The following is a 19,509-nucleotide window of genomic DNA, read 5'->3' on the forward strand; positions in this document are numbered from 1 at the left end:
ACTGTCACTGTGATGCTGTTTTGATGTGCTTTTATGACGGTCTTAATAGCGATGATCAATAAGTGTTAATATTTATTAATTTTCTGTTTATTGAGGTTGTACGATAACGCCGGTCTCAATATTTAATTTACATTGCCCGGTATCTCTGACAGCATTCATTGCACCGTGATTAACACGGCTCATTCATCAGGACATGAATTTACTCTTCACTATGGCAATCTGTAATTGCAAATTGCCTGTCAATTTCGATAAATGTTTACTTTTGAAAAAAAGTAATCGGCTACTCGCTCTTTTTCCGGTTTTCAGTTGCCCCAGGGCTTGAAACACCGATCCCGGGTACCTCCCGGCACTACAGCCCGCAGACCGGGCTGTCTTCCTCTTCGCGCTTCATTGCAGGCGCCAATAAAGGACATCATCATCATGAGTAACATCAATTACGCACCTACCATCTGGTCCCGTGCCGATGCGTTGAAGGTCAATGAAAATGACCCGACCACCACGCAGCCATTGGTAAAAGCGGACTTTCCGGTCATGAGTGATAAGGTCTTCATCTGGGACACCATGCCGTTGCGAGAGCTTGACGGCACGGTGGTCTCAGTCAACGGCTGGTCGGTTATCGTCACACTGACGGCTGATCGCCACCCCGACGACCCGCAGTATCTCGGCGCCAACGGCCGCTACGACATCAAGCGCGACTGGGAAGATCGTCACGGGCGGGCGCGCATGTGCTACTGGTATTCGCGCACCGGCAAGAACTGGATCTTCGGTGGCCGGGTCATGGCCGAAGGCGTGTCGCCCACCACCCGTGAGTGGGCAGGCACACCGGTATTATTGAATGACAAGGGTGATATCGATCTTTACTACACCTGCGTGACACCGGGGGCGACCATTGCCAAAGTGCGCGGCCGTATTGTGACGTCCGATCAGGGCGTGGAGTTGAAAGACTTTACCCAGGTCAAAAAGCTGTTCGAGGCCGACGGCACTTATTATCAAACCGAAGCGCAGAACTCGACGTGGAACTTCCGCGACCCGAGTCCGTTTATTGATCCCAATGATGGCAAGTTGTATATGGTCTTTGAAGGTAATGTGGCCGGCGAACGCGGTACGCATACCGTTGGCGCTGCAGAACTTGGCCCGGTGCCACCCGGCCATGAAGAAGTGGGGGGTGCGCGTTTTCAAGTGGGCTGTATCGGCCTGGCAGTTGCGAAAGATCTCAGCGGAGAAGAGTGGGAAATACTACCGCCACTGGTGACTGCGGTGGGCGTCAATGACCAGACTGAACGTCCGCATTATGTCTTTCAGGACGGCAAGTATTATTTATTCACCATTAGTCACAAGTTTACGTATGCCGACGGTGTGACCGGGCCGGACGGCGTTTACGGTTTTGTGGGCGAGCATTTGTTCGGGCCTTACCGGCCGATGAACGCTTCCGGACTGGTGCTGGGCAATCCGCCTGCACAGCCATTCCAGACGTACTCCCACTGTGTGATGCCCAACGGCCTGGTGACTTCGTTCATCGACAGCGTGCCCACCAGCGGCGATGACTACCGTATCGGCGGCACCGAGGCGCCGACGGTCAGAATCCTGTTGAAGGGCGACCGCTCGTTCGTGCAGGAAGAGTATGACTACGGCTACGTCCCGGCGATGAAGGATGTGCAGTTGAGCTGACAGGCTGCGCCCCTGTAAACGGTGAAGAACGCCTGTGCGGGCAGGCGTTCTTCCTGGCTTCAGCCCAGCAGTTCGCTCATTGCGATAATCTGCTCGGCCACCTGAATCAGCTTTTGCTGACGACTCATTGCCTGGCGTCGCATCAGCGTATAAGCCTCTTCCTCGTTGCAATCCTTCATCTTCATAAGTAGCCCCTTGGCCAGCTCGATCCGCTTGCGCTCGGCCAGTTGCTGATCGCGGGCATGCAATTGCGCGCGCAGCGCCTGATCGCTTTCAAAGCGGGCCATCGCCACATCAAGAATCGGTTGCAGCCGTTGGGCCTGAATACCCTCGACGATATAAGCGCTGACCCCGGACTTGATTGCCTGGCGCATCACGCCCGGATCATGCTCGTCGGTGAACATCACGATGGGCCGCGGTTGGTCACGGCTGACCAGCACCACTTGCTCCATTACGTCGCGTCCTGGCGATTCAGTGTCGATGAGGATGACGTCCGGGCGCACCGCTTCAACGCGAGCGGGCAAGTCGATGATCAGTCCCGATTCGTCGATTACTTCAAAACCGGCCTCTATCAATGCCGATTTGAGGCGACCTACCTTTCTGGCCGTGTCATTGATAAGCAGGATACGCAGCATGCTCACGTTCTCCGTCAACGACTGGCCACAGCGGGCGCGTTGTCGGCCAGCGAGTGGAGCTTGAAGCTACGCGCGTAGCCTGCGGGATCGCTGCCGTCCCAGACCTTGCCATCGATCAACTGACTGCTGCGCAGGGTTGCTGTGGGGGCGTCGATGCCCAGCGCATCGGCTGCCTGGCGATACAGGTCCAGTTGCTGGACGCGGCTGGCGACGGCCAGGTAGTCCGGGTCTTCACGCAACAGGCCCCAGCGCCGGAACTGAGTCATGAACCACATGCCGTCGGACAGCCACGGATAATTGACCTGCCCCTGATCATGGAAACTGACTGCATGCGGGTCCTGCCAGTGATTGCCGAGGCCGTCGCTGTAGTGGCCAAGCAGGCGTGGCTCGATGCAGTCCGGCGAGGTATCCAGATAATCCGCACCGCTGAGCAGCTGTGCGGTGCTGCGCCGGTTATGATCGCTTTGCTCGATGAAACGGCTGGCTTCCAGGACGGCCATGATCAGTGCTCTGGCCGTGTTGGGGTTCTGTTCGACAAACTCGCGGGTACAGCCCAGCACCTTGCCCGGGTGATCCGGCCAGATCGACTGGCTGGTCGCCATCGTGAAGCCCAGTTGCTGCTGAACGGCGCTGGCACCCCAGGGTTCGCCGACGCAGAAACCGTCGATGCGCCCAGCCTGCAGGTGTTGCGCCATTTGCGTGGGGGGCACCACGACACTGTTCACATCATCGAGCGGGTGAATGCCCTGGCTGGCGAGCCAGTAGTAGAGCCACATGGCATGGTTGCCGGTGGGGAAGGTCTGCGCGAAGGTCAGCCTTGAGCCGCTTTGGTGCGCACGTTTGTCCAGTGCCTCAGGAGTGATCACGCCCGCCTGCTGCAGCTCGCGGGACAGGTTGATGCACTGGCCGTTCTGGTTGAGCCCCATGAGGATGGCCATGTCGGCCGCCGGGCCACCGCTGATGCCCATTTCCACCGCATAGATCAGGCCGTACAGGCTGTGTGCCGCCTGCAACTGCCCGCTGACCAGCCTGTCGCGCAGCCCGGCCCAGGAGGTCTGACGCTCGAGGTTCAAGCTCAGGCCGTAAGGCTGGGCGAAACCCTGGGTTGCAGCGACTACCAGCGGGGCACAGTCGGTGAGTGCCATGAAGCCCACGTCCAGGCTGTTCATTTCCGGTGCGTCGCTACCGGCCACCCAGTCCAGCGCATTGCCGGTTCGTTCGTTCATAAAACGTGCTTCATAAAGGTCCGTCCAGAAAAAAGGCGTCGTCCGACCCCTTGCCGATGCAAGTGTCGAAGCGACGCCGTTGTCCATGCACCGCTCCGCCGTTGGAGCGAGTACCGATAGCGGTTTCAAGCAAGGCATATGCCATCGCCGGGGAGGGGCGAGCAACAAGTTTGTCGCGCGCCTCGCCTGACAGGCCTGCACACGTCTATAATCGCCACCCTGAATTCAGCTGCTCACGAGCCCATCCCGCCATGTATAACCTGGCCCGCCAGTTACTGTTCAAACTTTCCCCGGAAACCTCTCATGACCTTTCGCTGGACCTGATCGGTGCAGGCGGGCGGCTGGGCCTCAATGGCCTGCTGAGCAAGTCCCCGGCGAAGTTGCCGGTCAGTGTGATGGGCCTTGAATTTCCCAACCCTGTGGGGCTGGCAGCAGGTCTGGACAAAAACGGTGCAGCCATCGATGGCTTTGCGCAACTGGGCTTCGGCTTTGTCGAGATCGGTACTGTGACGCCACGTCCACAGCCGGGCAACCCCAAGCCGCGCATTTTCCGCCTGCCGCATGCCGAGGCGATCATCAATCGCATGGGCTTCAACAACCTGGGGGTCGACAACCTGGTGTCCCGAGTCCAGGCGGCAAAGTATCGCGGCATTCTGGGCATCAATATCGGCAAGAACTTCGACACGCCGGTCGAGCGTGCGGTCGACGATTACCTGATCTGCCTGGACAAGGTCTATGCCCATGCCAGCTACGTCACCGTCAACGTCAGTTCGCCCAATACGCCGGGGCTGCGCAGCCTGCAGTTCGGTGACTCGCTCAAGCAACTGCTCCAGGCCCTGAGCCTGCGCCAGCAAGAACTGACGCAACGGCACGGCAGGCGCGTGCCACTGGCGATCAAGATTGCCCCGGACATGAGCGATGAAGAAACCGTGCTGGTGGCCTCTGCACTGATCGAGTCGGGTATGGATGCAGTGATTGCCACCAACACCACGCTCAGCCGCCAGGGTGTGGAAGGGCTGCCGCATGGCGATGAAGCGGGTGGTCTGTCGGGTGCGCCGGTGCGGGAAAAAAGCACGCACATCGTCAAGGTGCTGGCCGGTGAACTGGCGGGTCGCCTGCCGATCATTGCCGCAGGCGGGATCACCGAAGGCCGACACGCCGCCGAGAAGATCGCTGCGGGGGCCAGTCTGGTGCAGATCTATTCGGGGTTCATCTACAAGGGCCCTGCGCTGATTCGCGAGTCGGTGGATGCCATTGCGGCGATGCCTCGCGCCGCACGCTGAACCCGGGGTAAAAAAAGGGGCTCTGCAAGAGAGCCCCTGGGCGTTGGCCCGCCGCCCGGGTCGGGCGTGCATGGTACAGGTGTGAATCAGTCAATCATGTGGGTGGCCCGACAGAGGCCTGAAAGTCTTTTAATCGCCTCATCCGACCGCGTGAAGTTCGTTGAGTCTGTGGATGCCCGCAGTGCCGGTCATACCGTCCCAGTTGTCGCCGCGTCCTTCGCGCCAGCCATTGATCCATGCCTGGCGTACTGACGGTAGAGTAAAAGGGCAAAGCTCACGGGATTTACCATGAACGCCGTATTGATATCCGCGTAAAAATGCTCTTTCCAACGGATCACGCTTAAGTCTTCTCATAGGGTAATGCCCTCGTCTGTTGACTGTAATATCCCTGAGACCCCGTGATGAGGTCGGGCAGAATCTTCTGCCGTTGGGGCCCGCTGCCGGCGTCGCGGGCCTTGATGCCATGACCATTGCGGCTATGACCTGAGACGATTTCTAACCAAAGCGCAGGGCGGTGTGAATGATCGTTTTGTCATAAGCACGTCACATTCAGGTCTGTCGAGCAATAAGCGATGATCTGTTTCCACCATGATTTTTTCTGCGGCCCCTTGAACATGGGCGTTTGCAGGCTAATTGAAATCGCTTATCAGGCTCATATACTGGCTCAATGCCTTGGCTGTTTAAGCGACGAAGGGTCATGATCGGCGCTGCACAAATGTGACTTTTCAAAACACGACTTTTGATTGCGCACCTTATTGCCGACATCGGCTTGCCTGATATCTGTTCTAATACGCGCCATAACTGCCGCAATGACATGACAGGATCATGCGGTGGACCGGCACACATCACGTGCCACGCAGGCGTTCTCCACGAAAGACGCCTGTTCAAATCTGGCAGGGCAATGCGTTGCCCGCCGCTGACGGCTCAGGCCCTGGAATACACATGTCGGATCGCTACGAACTTTTCCTCACTTGCCCCAAGGGCCTCGAAGGCCTGCTTGCCGAGGAAGCCACTGCGCTGGGCCTGCAAGAGACCCGCGAGCACACGTCGGCCATTCGCGGCTCGGCCGACATGGAGACCGCTTACCGGCTGTGTCTCTGGTCGCGACTGGCCAACCGCGTGTTACTGGTGCTCAAGCGCTTCCCGATGAAGGATGCCGAAGACCTCTACCACGGCGTACTGGATGTCGAGTGGCAGGATCATCTTGAATCCGACGGCACCATTGCGGTGGAATTCAGTGGTCATGGTTCGGGCATCGATAACACCCATTTCGGTGCATTGAAGGTCAAGGATGCGATCGTCGACAAGCTGCGTACTCCGGATGGCGAGCGTCCTTCGGTCGACAAGATCAACCCCGACCTGCGCGTGCACCTGCGCCTGGATCGCGGCGAAGCCATTCTGTCCCTCGACCTGTCCGGGCATAGCCTGCACCAGCGCGGTTACCGTCTGCAGCAGGGCGCTGCACCGCTGAAGGAAAACCTCGCCGCCGCTATCCTGATTCGTGCTGGCTGGCCGCGCATCGCTGCCGAGGGCGGCGCGCTGGCTGACCCGATGTGCGGTGTCGGTACATTCCTGGTCGAGGCCGGCATGATCGCCGCCGACATCGCCCCGAACATCAAGCGTGAACGCTGGGGCTTCTCGGCCTGGCTGGGCCACGTCCCGGCGCTGTGGCGCAAGCTGCACGACGAAGCGCTGGCCCGCGCAGAAGCCGGGTTGGCCAAAACACCTTCGTGGATTCGCGGTTACGAGGCCGATCCGCGACTGATCCAGCCTGGACGCAACAACATCGAACGTGCAGGTCTGAGCGACTGGATCAAGGTCTATCAAGGCGAAGTTGCGACCTTCGAGCCGCGTCCGGATCAGAACCAGAAAGGTCTGGTGATCTGCAACCCTCCATACGGCGAGCGTCTGGGTGATGAAGCCAGCCTGCTGTATCTCTACCAGAATCTGGGCGAGCGCCTGCGTCAGGCCTGCCTTAACTGGGAAGCTGCGGTGTTCACCGGCGCGCCTGACCTGGGCAAGCGCATGGGCATTCGCAGCCACAAACAGTATTCGTTCTGGAACGGTGCCTTGCCGTGCAAACTGCTGCTGATCAAGGTCACGCCTGATCAGTTCGTGACGGGCGAGCGTCGCACACCCGAGCAGCGTCAGATCGAGCGCGAGAACCCTGTCGAAGTTGAAGTCGTTGAAAGAAAGCTCAACAAGAACGGCAACCCGATCAAGCCGGAACCGGTGGTGGTCGAACAGGCGCGCCTGAGCGAAGGCGGGCAGATGTTTGCCAATCGCCTGCAAAAGAACCTCAAGCTGATGGGCAAATGGGTGCGCCGCGAAGGTATCGATTGCTACCGCGTGTATGACGCCGACATGCCTGAATATTCGCTGGCGATCGACCTGTATCACGACTGGGTTCACGTTCAGGAATACGCAGCGCCCAAGTCCATCGATCCGGAAAAGGCTTCGGCCCGGCTGTTCGATGCGCTGGCGGCGATTCCGCAGGCGTTGAACATCGACAAGAACCGTGTGGTGATCAAACGTCGCGAGCGTCAGAGCGGCACCAAACAATACGAGCGTCAAAGCGCGCAGGGCCAGTTTCTGGAAGTCAGTGAAGGCGGCGTCAAGCTGCTGGTCAATCTGACCGACTACCTCGATACCGGGCTGTTTCTCGACCATCGTCCGATGCGCATGCGTATTCAGCGCGAGGCGGCCGGCAAGCGCTTCCTGAACCTGTTTGCCTACACCGCGACTGCCAGCGTACATGCTGCCAAAGGCGGTGCGCGCAGCACCACCAGCGTCGACTTGTCGCGGACTTACCTGGACTGGGCGCGGCGCAATCTGTCGTTGAACGGTTTCTCCGACAAGAATCGTCTGGAGCAGGGCGACGTGATGGCCTGGCTGCAGGCCAATCGCGACGAATACGACCTGATCTTCATCGATCCGCCGACGTTCTCCAACTCCAAGCGCATGGAAGGCATTTTTGATGTGCAGCGTGATCAGGTCGAGCTGATCGATCTGGCCATGGCGCGTCTGGCTCCGGGTGGCGTGCTGTACTTCTCCAACAACTTCCGCAAGTTCGTGCTCGATGAAAATCTGAGCCAGCGCTATGCGGTGGAGGATATTACCGCGCAAACCATCGACCAGGATTTTGCCCGCAACGGCAAGATTCACCGCGCCTGGAAAATCATGGCGCGTGCCTGACACGGTGTGTGATGAGCTTGCCTGTAACAGTTTTGTACAGGTTTGCTCATCGCTCGCTATGAAAATTACTGGCGAATAGCTATAACAGAAGTCATAGCCAGCTTGGCGTTTCAGCATGTTGGCGTCATGAGTTTCTGTGTATGACAGCGAAACGGTTCAGGCTCAGAGTTCTGAGTTTCATCAACGGCCAGCTCTCAGCGTGGCCAATAGCCGTTTTAGCATTGATGGTCGGAGCGGCACTTACCATCATGTTGGCGCTGGCCGACAATGAGCTCTACCAGCGTCAATTGCGCCAGCGGTTCGATATGCTTGCCGCAGAGCGCTTCAGTCGTCTTCAGGAGCGTCTGGACCGGCAGGTCACTCGGCTGGACACCCTGTGTCGCTTCTTTATCTTTTCCCATCAGGTCGAGCAATCGGAATTCGACGGCTTTGTCGCGCCATTGCTGATTGGAACCCAGGCGTACGCCTGGAACCCCAGAGTGACGTTTGCGGAGCGGGCCGCTTTTGAACAGCAGGCGCGCGAGGAGGGCTCAGCCGAATACGCCATACGAGAAATGGATGAAAACGGTACCTTGAAAACCGCCGCTGTGCGCAATGAGTATTTTCCGGTTCGATTCATCCAGACCCTCAGCAAAATTCCCACGCCGTCGGGGTTCGATATAGCCTCGGAGCCGGTACGTCATGTCGCCCTTGAGCGTGCGCGTTTGCTCAAGCGCATTGTTGCAACGCCTCGTATCAGCCTGCTGGCCCTTGACCCGTCAGACACGTACGGAATTTTGCTGGTGGCGCCGGTATTCTCCATTGGCGAGCCGCCTTCGGAATTGAGGGGGTATGTCACGGCAGTGATCAGCCTGGCGCAATTGATGAGCATTGGCACCGCGGAGCAGGACAATCTTGCGGTCACCATGCTTGACCTCAGCTTACCGACGAAGCCTGAGCAGGTTTACCAGTCGCCGGTCGCAGCCATACGTAATCATTTGTACGCCAGCAGCCTGCTGAGCCTGGGCGACAGGGATTATCTGGTCGAGGTTCGCCCTACGGAAATCTTCAGCCAGAGCAATCAGAGCATTATGCCGGGCCGGGTGCTGTGGCTCGGCGGGCTTTTGAGCCTGATGCTCAGTGCGTTGCTCTACAGCCTGATCAGCCAGCGTCAGCGAGCCTTGCAGCGTGTGGCGCAGCGTACCCGTGAGTTGCGCCAGCGCGGGCAGCAGTTGCGGGCGGCGCACGGGCAATTGCGCAGTGTGCTGGACGCCGCGACGGAAGTGGCGATTATTGCAACCGACCTGGACGGGCTGATCACAACGTTCAACGTCGGTGCGCAGAAGATGCTGGGTTATTCGCAGGAAGAGGTGCTGGGCAGGCTGCGCCTCATGGACCTTTATCAGTCGGCTGAGCTGGAGGCTCGTGCGAGTGTATTGAGCAAGGACCGCGGGCACCCGGTCAGCGCTTCCCGGCTGATGTTTCTCGACGCCGTGCAAGACGCTCATCACCCCTCGCAGGAGTGGACCCTGCAGCGCAGTGACGGCAGTACCCTGGTGGTGAACATGCTGGTGACCGCCGTGCGCGACGATCATGGGCTGTGGACCGGGTACCTGGCGGTGTGCATTGATGTCACCGAGCACAAGCGCGTCAACGAGGCCCTTGCCGAACAAGGGCAATTATTGAAAAAGCTCGGCTCGCAGGTGCCTGGCGGCATTTATCAGTATCACCTGGCTATCGACGGCAGTGCGCGCTTCAGGTACGCCAGTGCCGGCATGTGCGAGCTGTTTGAAGTCGATGAAGCGCAGTTGCTGGGCGATTCCGAGGCCGTTCTGCGACGTATCCAGCCACCGGACCTGACGCGCGTCAAAAGCTCGATTCTGGTCAGCGCGAAGCATCTGACACCCTGGAGCGAAGAGTACCGTGTCGATCTGCCACGCAAGGGCCAGCGCTGGTTGCGCGCTGCATCCACACCGGAACGGTTGGCAGACGGCAGCGTGCTATGGCACGGCTTTGTGTCCGATATCACCGACCTCAAGCGTGTCGAACAGGAATTGCGCGCGCTTTCGGTCACCGACGTACTGACCGGCGCCTACAACCGGCGCTATTTCCAGGACCGCATGCAGGCCGAGCTGAAAAGGATCGACCGGCACGGCGGTAACCTGTCGATCATCATGCTCGATATCGATCATTTCAAGCGCATCAATGACCGTTTCGGGCATGCCGCAGGCGATCAGGTGCTCAAGGCGATTTCGGAAAAGATCAGCCAGCGCCTGCGCAGCGATGATGTGTTCTGCCGGCTGGGCGGAGAAGAGTTCATGGTGATCTGCCCGGGCGCACGGGGCTCGCAGGCGTATCAGCTGGCCTTGAGCCTGCGCGAGGGCCTGCGCAATCAGGTTATCGAAGGCGTCGACCAGGTTGTGACGGCCAGCTTCGGCATCGCCAGCTGGCGAGCCGGTGAGGGGATCGACACGATGTTGTTGCGCGCTGACTCGGGCGTCTATGCCGCCAAACAGGCCGGTCGCGATCGGGTCGAGCCCGAGCAGATCTGACGCACACGGACCCGCTTCGAAAGCGGGTCTGCTGGTTGCATGCTGCGGGTGGTTATTGCTGGATCGAGACCGTGGTGTTGCTCAGTTTCGGCTGTCGATACAGATCGACCAGTACCTCGTCGAGTATCGAGGATGCGCCAAACGGACGCGGATCGTTGAGGATCGCCACGACCGCCCAGGTGTTGCCGTTGCTGTCGCGGCTGAAGCCGGCAATGGCGCGAACCGTGTTCAGTGTGCCTGTCTTGATGTGCGCTTCACCCAGCAGCGGGGTGCGCTTCAGACGTTTACGCATGGTGCCGTCCATGCCTGCCAGCGGCATCGAACTCATGAATTCGGCAGCATACGGGCTGCGCCAGGCAGCCTGCAGGATGATGGCCATCTCACGGGCACTGACACGTTCTGCACGTGACAGACCGGAGCCGTTCTCCATGACCAGATGCGGCGCGGTGATGCCTTTTTTCGCCAGCCATTGGCGGATGACGCGCTGAGCGGCCTTGCCGTCGTCACCGTCCGCGTCATTGCGGAACTCTTCACCCAGGCTCAGAAACAGTTGCTGGGCCATGGTGTTGTTGCTGAATTTATTGATGTCACGAATGACTTCCACCAGATCCGGCGAAAAAGCCTTGGCCAGCAGCTTGGCATTGCCGGGCAGAACGCCAACGCGGTCCTTGCCCTGGATGGTGCCGCCCAGTTCCTGCCAGATGGCCCGTACTGCGCCGGCCGCGTAGGTCGGATGGTCCAGCAGCGAAAGGTAGGTCTGCGAATTGCAGCCGTTGCCCAACTGGCCAGTCACCGTCACATTGACGCTGCCGTCAGGCTGGGTGACCGGGTTGTAACGCACGTCTCCGGTGCACTGCTTCGATGCGCTTGCCTTGACCTGGTTGTCGATGTGGATGGTCGCAATCGGCGGCTCGACCGAAACCAGAATCCTGCCGTCATCGTTGCGGGTCACGAAGCGCAATGCCTTGAGGTTGACCATCAGCGCATCGGGCTTGACCAGAAACGGCTTGTTATCGTCGTTGCCGTCATCATTGAACTCGGGCAATTGCGGCTGCACAAAATGACTGCGGTCCAATACCAGGTCCCCGGTCACCTGTTGCACACCGTTGGCGCGCAGATCACGCATCAGCAACCAGAGCTTTTCCATATTCAGCTTTGGATCGCCGCCGCCCTTGAGGTACAGGTTGCCGCGCAGCACGCCGTTGCTCAGGGTGCCGTCGGTGAAGAATTCGGTTTTCCACTGGTGGGTAGGGCCGAGCATTTCCAGCGCGGCGTAGGTGGTGATCAGCTTCATGGTGGAAGCCGGGTTGACCGATACGTCGGCATTGAACACGGTCGGCGTGCCCGGCCCGTTGAGTGGCAACATCACCAGCGAGAGCGCGTCATCGCCGAGTTTGCTGGCTTTAAGGGCCTGTTGAACCTTGGGGGGCAGCGTGGTGTTGATGACGGCGGCGTAGGAGGGAAGAGCCAGTGGCAAAAGAATTGACGCGAGCAACAATGGACGTAGCGACTTGATCATTGAATAAAACCCTACTGCAAGGGGGACATAAAAAAGAGGGCATGGATGGATTCCCTCGGTAACTATTTCGATGCGATGTTGATAACTATAGTAGTGAATGCGTGGCGGGCTTTTTTTGTAACACACAGTGCCAAGCATGAAACGAGCCGCATTATGCCCCAAGCAGGGCAGGCTTGTGATGGGGGGCAGGCCGGTAAACGTTATTTTTTATCGATCGGGCCTGCATCGCTGTCGCAACCCCGGATATCCATGACAGACCGCAATTGTCGGGCTTTTAAATCGCCAAGCTGGTAAAGTGCCGCCCGATATTTATTGATGAGGATTGTCCCATGGCCAATAACCGCTCCCGCCGTCTGCGCAAAAAACTGTGTGTGGACGAGTTCCAGGAATTGGGTTTTGAACTGAACCTGGGCTTCAAGCAAGAGCTGGATGACAAGGCAATCGATGCTTTCCTTGACGCTTTCCTGAAAGAAGCAATGGAAGCCAACGGTCTTGGTTATGTGGGCGGCGACGACTTCGGTGTGGTTTGCCTGAGCAAGCGTGGCTCGGTCAGCGAAGAACAGCGTGTTGCTGTCGAAGCCTGGCTCAAAGGCCGCAGTGAACTGACAGAAGTCACTGTCAGCCCGCTGATCGACGTCTGGTACCCGGAAAAAGAAATCAACCCGGCCGCCTGATGTAACGGGAGGCAGGCCAGCGCCTGCCTCCCTTGCTGCTCCCCCTTCGCCATACCTTCTTTGAAGCACCTTCAGTCAGGTTTCGCCTGCTGCAGAATCAGCGCGTCCTCAAGCTCGATCATCGCCAGCTCCACAACCTGCTGACAGGTATGGAACTGTTCATCCGGTGTGTTCGCTTCGCAGGCCTGTTCAAGCGCATCGCAGGCATCGACCACCCTTGAAGCGCTGATGATTCGTGCGGCACCTTTGATCCTGTGGGCCAGGTCGCGGGTTTTCCTGCGATTGTTTTCCGGTATCAGTCTGGCCAGCAACAGCCGGTCCTCGTGATTGCTGTGCAGGAGCTGCGCAAGCAGGCGTTCAACCATTTCCGGGCGGTCACCGGTCAGGTTGCTGACGCTGTCGAGGCTGAACGGCAGAGGTGTGCGCGCCTGTGGCGAAATGGCTGTCAGCCGTTCGCTGAGCATCGAAAGGCTGATGGGTTTGAACAGGCAGTCGTCCATGCCTGCTGCGCGGCAGCGCTCGATCTCATCAGGTTGCGCATTGGCCGTGAAACCCCAGACCGGACAGCGTGGCTGGCCGTCTGCATCTTCAATCGCGCGGATTGCCGTGGTCATGTCATAGCCGTTCATGACCGGCATGTTGCAGTCGACAACCACCAGATCAAAGCTATCGGTCTTCCAGTGCTCAAGCCCCTGCGCGCCGTTTTCGGCCATTTCGCAATGGTGACCGAGAAAACCAAGCTGCTGGCAGAGCAGCAGCCGGTTGGCAGGATGGTCGTCGACGATCAGGATCCGTAGCGTCTGGTGAGCCACAGCTATCGGTGGTGTAGCGACGGGCTGGCCGCTCAGCGGTTCAAGTGTGGTCAGCACCAGATTCATACTGACCCGGGTGCCTTGACCCGGTGTGCTGTCGAGCGAAAGGTTGCCGCCCATCATCATGCACAGGTTGCGGCAAATCACCAGGCCCAGCCCTGCACCGGTACGCGCCATTTGCCCGGTGTTATCGGCCTGGGCAAAGGGCTTGAACAAACGCTGCTGGTCTTCAGTGCTGATGCCTATGCCGCTGTCCTGAACGGTGATGTGCAGGTGCAGCAACTGCGGGTCGGGGCTTTCTGCTGCCTGCAGCACGATCCTGATCCGTCCCATCGGGGTGAACTTGATGGCGTTGCTCACCAGGTTGGACAGTATCTGCTTGAAGCGCAGCGGGTCGATCAGCACATCGGCGGTGATTCGGCTGTCCAGTTCCAGCACCAGGTCAAGGTCCTTCTGGCGAGCCAGACCGTCGAATACCCGCAGCACCGACTCTACCAGTCGACGCAGGTTCGCCCGCTCCGGGTTCAGTGAAAGCCGCCCGGATTCGATGCGTGCGATATCGAGAATGTCGCCGATCAGGTCCAGCAGGTCGTTGGCCGAGCTGTAGGCGACTTCGATGGCGGAACGGTCAAGCTCGCCATGATCGGCACGTTTGAGCGCCAGCTCCAGCATTCCGATCACTGCATTCATGGGCGTACGGATTTCATGGCTCATGGTGGCAAGGAAGGTGCTCTTGGCACGGCTGGCAGCGTCAGCCTGTTCCTTGGCGGCCTGCAGGTCTTCGATAAGCTGGCGACGCTCGCTGATATCGATCCAGCCGCCAATGATGCCTTGTACCTCGCCCAGAGAGTCACGAAAGGGCAGGATCCAGTGGTAGATGGTCATCTGCCGGTCGCCAATGCGCAGGGGGCGGTCAAGGATCAGTGCGGTATTGCTGGCCATGACCCGTTGATAGTCGGCAGCGTATTCCCGTGCTTCGAAGGCATTGCCCAGCACACCTTCGGTAGCGCTCTTGCCGATGATGTCTTCACGTTGCGCGGAGAAAACCCTCAGGTAGCTGTCATTGCACATGCGCAGCATGCCTTCGCGATCCCGCACGTAGATCGGATGGGGTGTGCCTTCGACCAGTGCACGCATGAATTCGAACTGGTCGCCCAGCGCCCGTTCCGCTGCTTCACGCTGCCGTATCTGCCGCCGCATCCAGGCATTCCAGGCCAGCAGGCCCAGCAGCAACAGGCCTGCACCGACCAGAATCTGATAGATCAGGCGTTCGTAGTCATGCCAGTTGGCGCTTGAAGGGGTGTAGGCGCGCCATCGATTGTTGATCGCCGCCAGATCCTGCGGCGCGATGCTTGCCAGCGCCTTGTCGAGAATCGAACTCAGCTCGATGGCATTGCGTGAGGTCGCCATGGAAATCAGCGCCGGGTCCTCGCCGATGGTCGCGGTCATCTGCAGGCGTTCCTCGAAGATGCCTGAAGACAGAAAGTAGTCTGCGCTGAGCAGCGAGATGACCGCGCCTTCTGTTCTGCCCAGTGACAACATGTCCAGCGCCTGGAAGGGGTTGTCGATTTCCAGCGGTACGACTCTGGGATATTTGCGGCGCAGCCAGTCCAGCATCGGGCTGCCCTGGGTGATTGCCAGGCGTTTGCCGTCCATCTGCTCCAGATAGCTGGGAGAGCCCTGGTCCTTGCGGGTGACCAGCACGAACGAATTGTCGATATAGGGCCGGCTGAAGCTCAGGCGGTCTTCCCGCTCATCGCTGGACACCAGCGCGCCGATCAGGTCCGCCTGGCCCTCGCTGACCTGGTTCAGCATGTCGGTCAGGCTGGGCGAGCGTTTGACGTCGAACCTGAGCCCGGTACGCAGACGGACCAGTTCAAGCAGGTCGGCGGTGATGCCGCGAAAGTTGCCCTTGGCGTCGAAGAAGGTCAGTGGTGCGTACGCTTCATTGACTACCACGCGTACGGTCGGGTGCTGAGCGATCCAGCGTTCCTCGCGTTGCGTCAGTTGCAGCTTCTGGTCGGTGAGCATCAGGTCGCTGCCGGTGCTCCAGCGCCTGGAAATGTTGATGCGCTCATCGACCGGAATTGCTTTCAGTGTCTGGTTGATGACACCCAGCAATTGTGTGTTTTCATTGCTGACGGCAAAGCTGAAGCCATTGGGCTCGTGCTTGCCGAAATTCGACATCTGCACGTTGTTCAGATAGCCCTTGTTGATGATGTATTGGGTGGAAATCGTATCGCCCAGAAAGACATCGGCCTGGTTGAAGGCCACGGCGTTGATGGCGTTCTGAAACGAGGGGTAGGTTTTCAGTGTTGCACCGGGGTACATCGCCTCGACCTCTGCGGGTGGCAGATAGTGATAGACCATGCTCAGCCGCATGCCTTTGAGGCCCTCATTGAGGGGCCGCGTGTCTCCGACCCGAGTGACCAGCACGGGCTGATCAACCGAGTAGGGCTGTGACAGTCTGATGTTGCGATCAACCGCTTCAAAGCCGTTGGCAGTGCCCAGCAGGTCGACCTGGCCTGTGATCAGGGCCTTGATAGCTGCATCGCGGGTTTCGAAACGCTGCACCCTGACCGGCAGGTCCAGCGCATCCGAAATGATGCCTGCGTAATCGGCAGTGATGCCTTCGTAGTCGTTGCCTGACATCGTGATATCGAAGGGCGGGTAATCGGGGTTCGAGATGCCGAGAGTCAGTTCACGTTGACCGCGTACCCATTGCCATTGGCTGCTGTCCAGCTTTACGTCCATGTGTGCCGGGCTCGAGCGACCGAGCAGTGTGTAATGTTCGGCCGCATGAAGGCTGGCCTGAGCACTCCAGCCCATGCACAGGCCTGTGGCCAGTATTAATAATTGTCTGAAGCGCTTGGGCATCCGTTTTCTCACACTAGCGCGTTGCGTTTTGCCATCTCGATAAGTTCTACCAAGGTTCTTGTTTTTAGTTTTTGCATCAGTCGCGTTTTGTAAGTACTGACGGTTTTGTTACTGAGAAACATACCCTTGGCTATTTCCTTGTTGGAACGGCCCTGGGCAAATAACTGCAATACCATCAGTTCGCGGTCATTGACCAACTTGAACAGCTCCAGCTCGTTGGTCTGTCCATCTTCACGAACTGCGCACGTCAACGCCTGGCTGGGAAAGTAATTGTAGCCGGATAATACCGCTTTCACCGAACTGAGCAGCTCGCTAAGGTCTTCCTGCTTGCACACATAACCCGAGGCACCCGATTGCATGCAGCGAATGGCAAACAGGTTGGGGGTTTGCGACGTCAGCACCAGAATCTTGGAGGACAGCCCCATCGTATTGAAGCGCGCCAGTACCTCAAGGCCGTCGAGCTTGGGAATGCTGATGTCGAGAATGATCAGGTCAGGCATGCATTCGCGAACCATTTGCATCGCGTCGACGCCATTATCGGTTTCGCCCACCACTTCGTAATTTTCGTTTTCCAGAAGCATTCTGACCGCCATCCGGATAACCGGATGGTCGTCGATGATAAAAACTGAGTTCATATTCCATTCCATAACAAGCAGTGAAGAAAGCGCGCACCTTAGCTCAGATGTTCGGGCAGGCACATAAAGAGACTTGCTCGGCAGGCATATATAGGAAAAGTCCTACAATAATTAGCGTATCGGAGTACGTAAAAGCCTACGTTGAACACAAGTGTGTTTAAACGTTAACGCTTATTTCAGTGTGTATTTGGTTATTGAGGCACGGGGTGTTTATTACTTTATGGAATCATCATTCATGTGCGTTGATGATTTCCTACGAGACTGAACGTGAATTCACAAACGACGCGGTTTTGTATCAATTGACGTTTACATAGTTGCCAGACATTTCTGAAGTCGCTTGAAGCAGGATTTGTCGATGTCACTCAGGACCGTGTCCCAGCAAGCGACTGAGGTCAGGGCCATGCAGGGGTTTGCTCAGGCAGCCGAGCAGAGGCAGGTCGCGCTGCGCGGCAAGTTGCTGAATGTTTTCAAGCTGTACATCGGGCAGGCCGCTGAGAAGAATGGCCCGGCGTAACAAGCCTTGACGGGTCGCCTCGTCGATCAGGTCAAGGCCTGACATATCCGGCAGGCACTGATCGCACAGTAAAAGCCCGTAGGGCTCCGGGCTGCGATGCATGGCGGCCATGGCCTCTGCGGCGGTGAGCGCGGGAGTCAGCAGAAAATAGCCCTGATTGTTGAGCAGCACCTGAGTGGCGATCAGTTGAAACGGGTGATCTTCCACCAGGAGGATGCGCAGGCTGTGTGTGGACATGAGTTTTCCGGAAAGGCCCTGGCGAGAGGTTCAGGCCTCGCAGACGGCGTGCGGACCGTTAGTATCGCAGGCGGATGGATGACGAGCCGGAGTGGCATTTGAAGTGGCTGTAATTATTGAGGGATGCAAGAAAAGCTGCGATAGGACTCGTCTGACATGCATGTAGGGCCTGTCTGAGTTTTGCAGGGCAATCAGGTATGACCAGCGTTGTATCTGCCTGCGCTCAGGTACTCGGCTGGTCTATCAAGGCTAAATCTGTCCGGAGCGGCCGGTCATTTCCCGGGCCATTTCACTGGCATAGCTGTCGGTCATGCCGGCGATGAAGTCGATCATGCGCAGGAACGAGGCATGCAACGGTGCCTTGGGATCCGGCGCGCTGTTGCCCAGCAGGTCGAGGATACGTCGATGCTTGAAGGATGGCGTCCTGCCGCCAAACTGTTCGACCGCTGCACCGCAAAATGCGTTGAGGAGAATTTCCAGGGTGGTGTAGGCGCCTATTTCATGCAGCGTTTTGCGCTTGTCCTGAAAGATTTTCTTGCGCGCCATGTCCTTGGCGTTCAGGACGCAGCGCTTGGCCGGACCGTGCATGTGTTCCACCAGATCCCCGGGCAGCGTGCCCGCAAGCAGGGCGTCCTGTTGTTCGACGAATGCTCTGGCCGCTGCATTGGTCAGGTGCTCGATGGCCTTGCCGCGCAGGATGGCCAGCTTGCGCCGCCGTGAGTCGCCAGGGCCCAGTTGCCGATAGGTTTCCGGAAGATCATCGCCGACCAGTCCAAGCAGAAGTGACTCAACTTCCGCGTACTCCAGCAGGTCCATCTCCAGGCCGTCTTCCAGATCGATCAGGGCATAACAGATGTCATCGGCGGCTTCCATCAGATAGACCAGTGGATGGCGCGCCCAGCGTTGTTCCTCAAGTTGCGGCAAACCCAGCTTGCCAGCGATCTGCTCAAGGATCGGCAGTTCGCTCTGATAGCAGCCGAACTTGTGCTTCTTGTAGCCCAGCGAGTCTGCGTGGCGCGCGGTCCACGGGTATTTGAGGTAAGTGCCCAGTGTGGCGTAGGTCAGGCGAGTGCCGCCGTCGAACTGGTGGTATTCCAGCTGCGTAAGGACTCGGAATCCCTGGGCATTGCCCTCGAAATTGAGAAAGTCATTGCGCTCGGTCTCGCTCATCGCGTCGAGCCAGCCACGTCCGGCAGCCTGATTGAACCAGTTGCGAATAGCGTCTTCGCCCGAATGGCCGAACGGAGGGTTGCCTATGTCATGTGCCAGGCAGGCAGATTGTACAACCATGCCCAGGTCGCTCGGTTCGCACCAGTCGGGCAGGGCAGTGCGCAGGGTTTCGCCAACGCGCATGCCCAGTGAGCGGCCGACGCAGCTGACTTCCAGCGAGTGAGTCAGACGGGTATGAATATGGTCGTTGCTGGACACCGGATGGACCTGGGTCTTGCGTCCCAGGCGGCGAAATGCACCGGAAAAGATGATCCTGTCATGGTCCTTGTGAAACGGACTGCGTCCCAGCTCTTCGGGGCTGTGCAGGGTCTTGCCAAGTCGTTCTCGGTTAAGCAGGGTTTGCCAATCCAAGGCGTGCACTCCGTCAGTAATGTTGGCTGTAGCTTCCCGGTTCGGCACGCCTGCCGCAAGGCCTGACGCGCGGACAGAGAGAAACAGGGGCTGTTAAAAAGCAAATGCCCGCCCCGGAGCAC

At 58.4% G+C, this 19,509-nt stretch carries 13 protein-coding genes; 5 read left to right on the forward strand and 8 right to left on the reverse strand.

Annotated features, from left to right (window positions below; translation table 11 throughout):
* Positions 1–420: 420 nt before the first annotated feature.
* Positions 421–1,668, forward strand: coding sequence for a glycoside hydrolase family 68 protein (locus tag RYC17_RS02235; protein ID WP_003433034.1), 1,248 nt, complete (start codon positions 421–423; stop codon positions 1,666–1,668).
* A 59-nt stretch (positions 1,669–1,727) separates the two neighbouring features.
* Here RYC17_RS02235 and RYC17_RS02240 read toward each other — a convergent pair whose 3' ends face one another.
* Positions 1,728–2,303 (reverse strand): ANTAR domain-containing response regulator, encoded by a 576-nt coding sequence (locus tag RYC17_RS02240; RefSeq protein ID WP_316902432.1) that lies wholly within the window; start codon positions 2,301–2,303, stop codon positions 1,728–1,730.
* Positions 2,304–2,317: 14 nt separating this feature from the next.
* Positions 2,318–3,529, reverse strand: a complete 1,212-nt coding sequence (locus RYC17_RS02245; protein WP_316902434.1) for a CmpA/NrtA family ABC transporter substrate-binding protein — start codon at positions 3,527–3,529, stop codon at positions 2,318–2,320.
* A 251-nt stretch (positions 3,530–3,780) separates the two neighbouring features.
* Between RYC17_RS02245 and RYC17_RS02250 the strand changes: the two genes are divergently transcribed.
* Positions 3,781–4,812: a quinone-dependent dihydroorotate dehydrogenase gene (locus tag RYC17_RS02250; RefSeq protein ID WP_122281136.1), complete on the forward strand. Its 1,032-nt coding sequence runs from the start codon at positions 3,781–3,783 to the stop codon at positions 4,810–4,812.
* 138 nt (positions 4,813–4,950) lie between these two features.
* Here the strand turns inward: RYC17_RS02250 and rmf are convergent, their stop codons facing one another.
* Positions 4,951–5,166, reverse strand: coding sequence for a ribosome modulation factor (gene rmf / locus RYC17_RS02255; protein ID WP_002553055.1), 216 nt, complete (start codon positions 5,164–5,166; stop codon positions 4,951–4,953).
* 588 nt (positions 5,167–5,754) lie between these two features.
* Here rmf and rlmKL point away from each other — a divergent pair.
* Both rlmKL and RYC17_RS02265 read left to right on the forward strand, forming a co-directional pair.
* Positions 5,755–8,007, forward strand: a complete 2,253-nt coding sequence (gene rlmKL, locus RYC17_RS02260) for a bifunctional 23S rRNA (guanine(2069)-N(7))-methyltransferase RlmK/23S rRNA (guanine(2445)-N(2))-methyltransferase RlmL (RefSeq protein WP_122258762.1) — start codon at positions 5,755–5,757, stop codon at positions 8,005–8,007.
* 140 nt (positions 8,008–8,147) lie between these two features.
* On the forward strand, positions 8,148–10,538 hold the full coding sequence (locus tag RYC17_RS02265) for a diguanylate cyclase (protein ID WP_316902437.1): 2,391 nt from the start codon (positions 8,148–8,150) through the stop codon (positions 10,536–10,538).
* Between the two features lie 52 nt (positions 10,539–10,590).
* On the opposite strand, the gene dacB is transcribed toward RYC17_RS02265, so the two are convergent.
* The gene (gene dacB, locus RYC17_RS02270) at positions 10,591–12,057 is read right to left on the reverse strand and encodes a D-alanyl-D-alanine carboxypeptidase/D-alanyl-D-alanine-endopeptidase (protein WP_316902439.1); all 1,467 of its coding nucleotides are present in this window, start codon (positions 12,055–12,057) and stop codon (positions 10,591–10,593) included.
* A 329-nt stretch (positions 12,058–12,386) separates the two neighbouring features.
* Here dacB and RYC17_RS02275 point away from each other — a divergent pair, with 329 nt between their 5' ends.
* Positions 12,387–12,731 (forward strand): YggL family protein, encoded by a 345-nt coding sequence (locus RYC17_RS02275; RefSeq protein ID WP_316902441.1) that lies wholly within the window; start codon positions 12,387–12,389, stop codon positions 12,729–12,731.
* A gap of 71 nt (positions 12,732–12,802) precedes the next feature.
* On the opposite strand, the gene RYC17_RS02280 is transcribed toward RYC17_RS02275, so the two are convergent.
* The 4 genes from RYC17_RS02280 to RYC17_RS02295 all read right to left on the reverse strand — a co-directional run bounded on the left by RYC17_RS02280 (position 12,803) and on the right by RYC17_RS02295 (position 19,387).
* Complete coding sequence (locus tag RYC17_RS02280) at positions 12,803–16,372, reverse strand: transporter substrate-binding domain-containing protein (protein WP_316902571.1); 3,570 nt, start codon at positions 16,370–16,372, stop codon at positions 12,803–12,805.
* A gap of 56 nt (positions 16,373–16,428) precedes the next feature.
* Positions 16,429–17,055, reverse strand: coding sequence for a response regulator transcription factor (locus RYC17_RS02285; protein ID WP_046719639.1), 627 nt, complete (start codon positions 17,053–17,055; stop codon positions 16,429–16,431).
* Positions 17,056–17,413: 358 nt separating this feature from the next.
* A complete protein-coding gene (locus tag RYC17_RS02290) occupies positions 17,414–17,806 on the reverse strand; it encodes a response regulator (protein ID WP_316902443.1) in 393 nt (130 codons plus the stop codon).
* A 249-nt stretch (positions 17,807–18,055) separates the two neighbouring features.
* Positions 18,056–19,387 (reverse strand): deoxyguanosinetriphosphate triphosphohydrolase, encoded by a 1,332-nt coding sequence (locus tag RYC17_RS02295; RefSeq protein ID WP_058402165.1) that lies wholly within the window; start codon positions 19,385–19,387, stop codon positions 18,056–18,058.
* Positions 19,388–19,509 lie beyond the last annotated feature (122 nt).

Origin of the sequence: Pseudomonas syringae group sp. J248-6 (assembly GCF_032586995.1) — a bacterium.
GTDB lineage: Bacteria > Pseudomonadota > Gammaproteobacteria > Pseudomonadales > Pseudomonadaceae > Aquipseudomonas > Aquipseudomonas amygdali.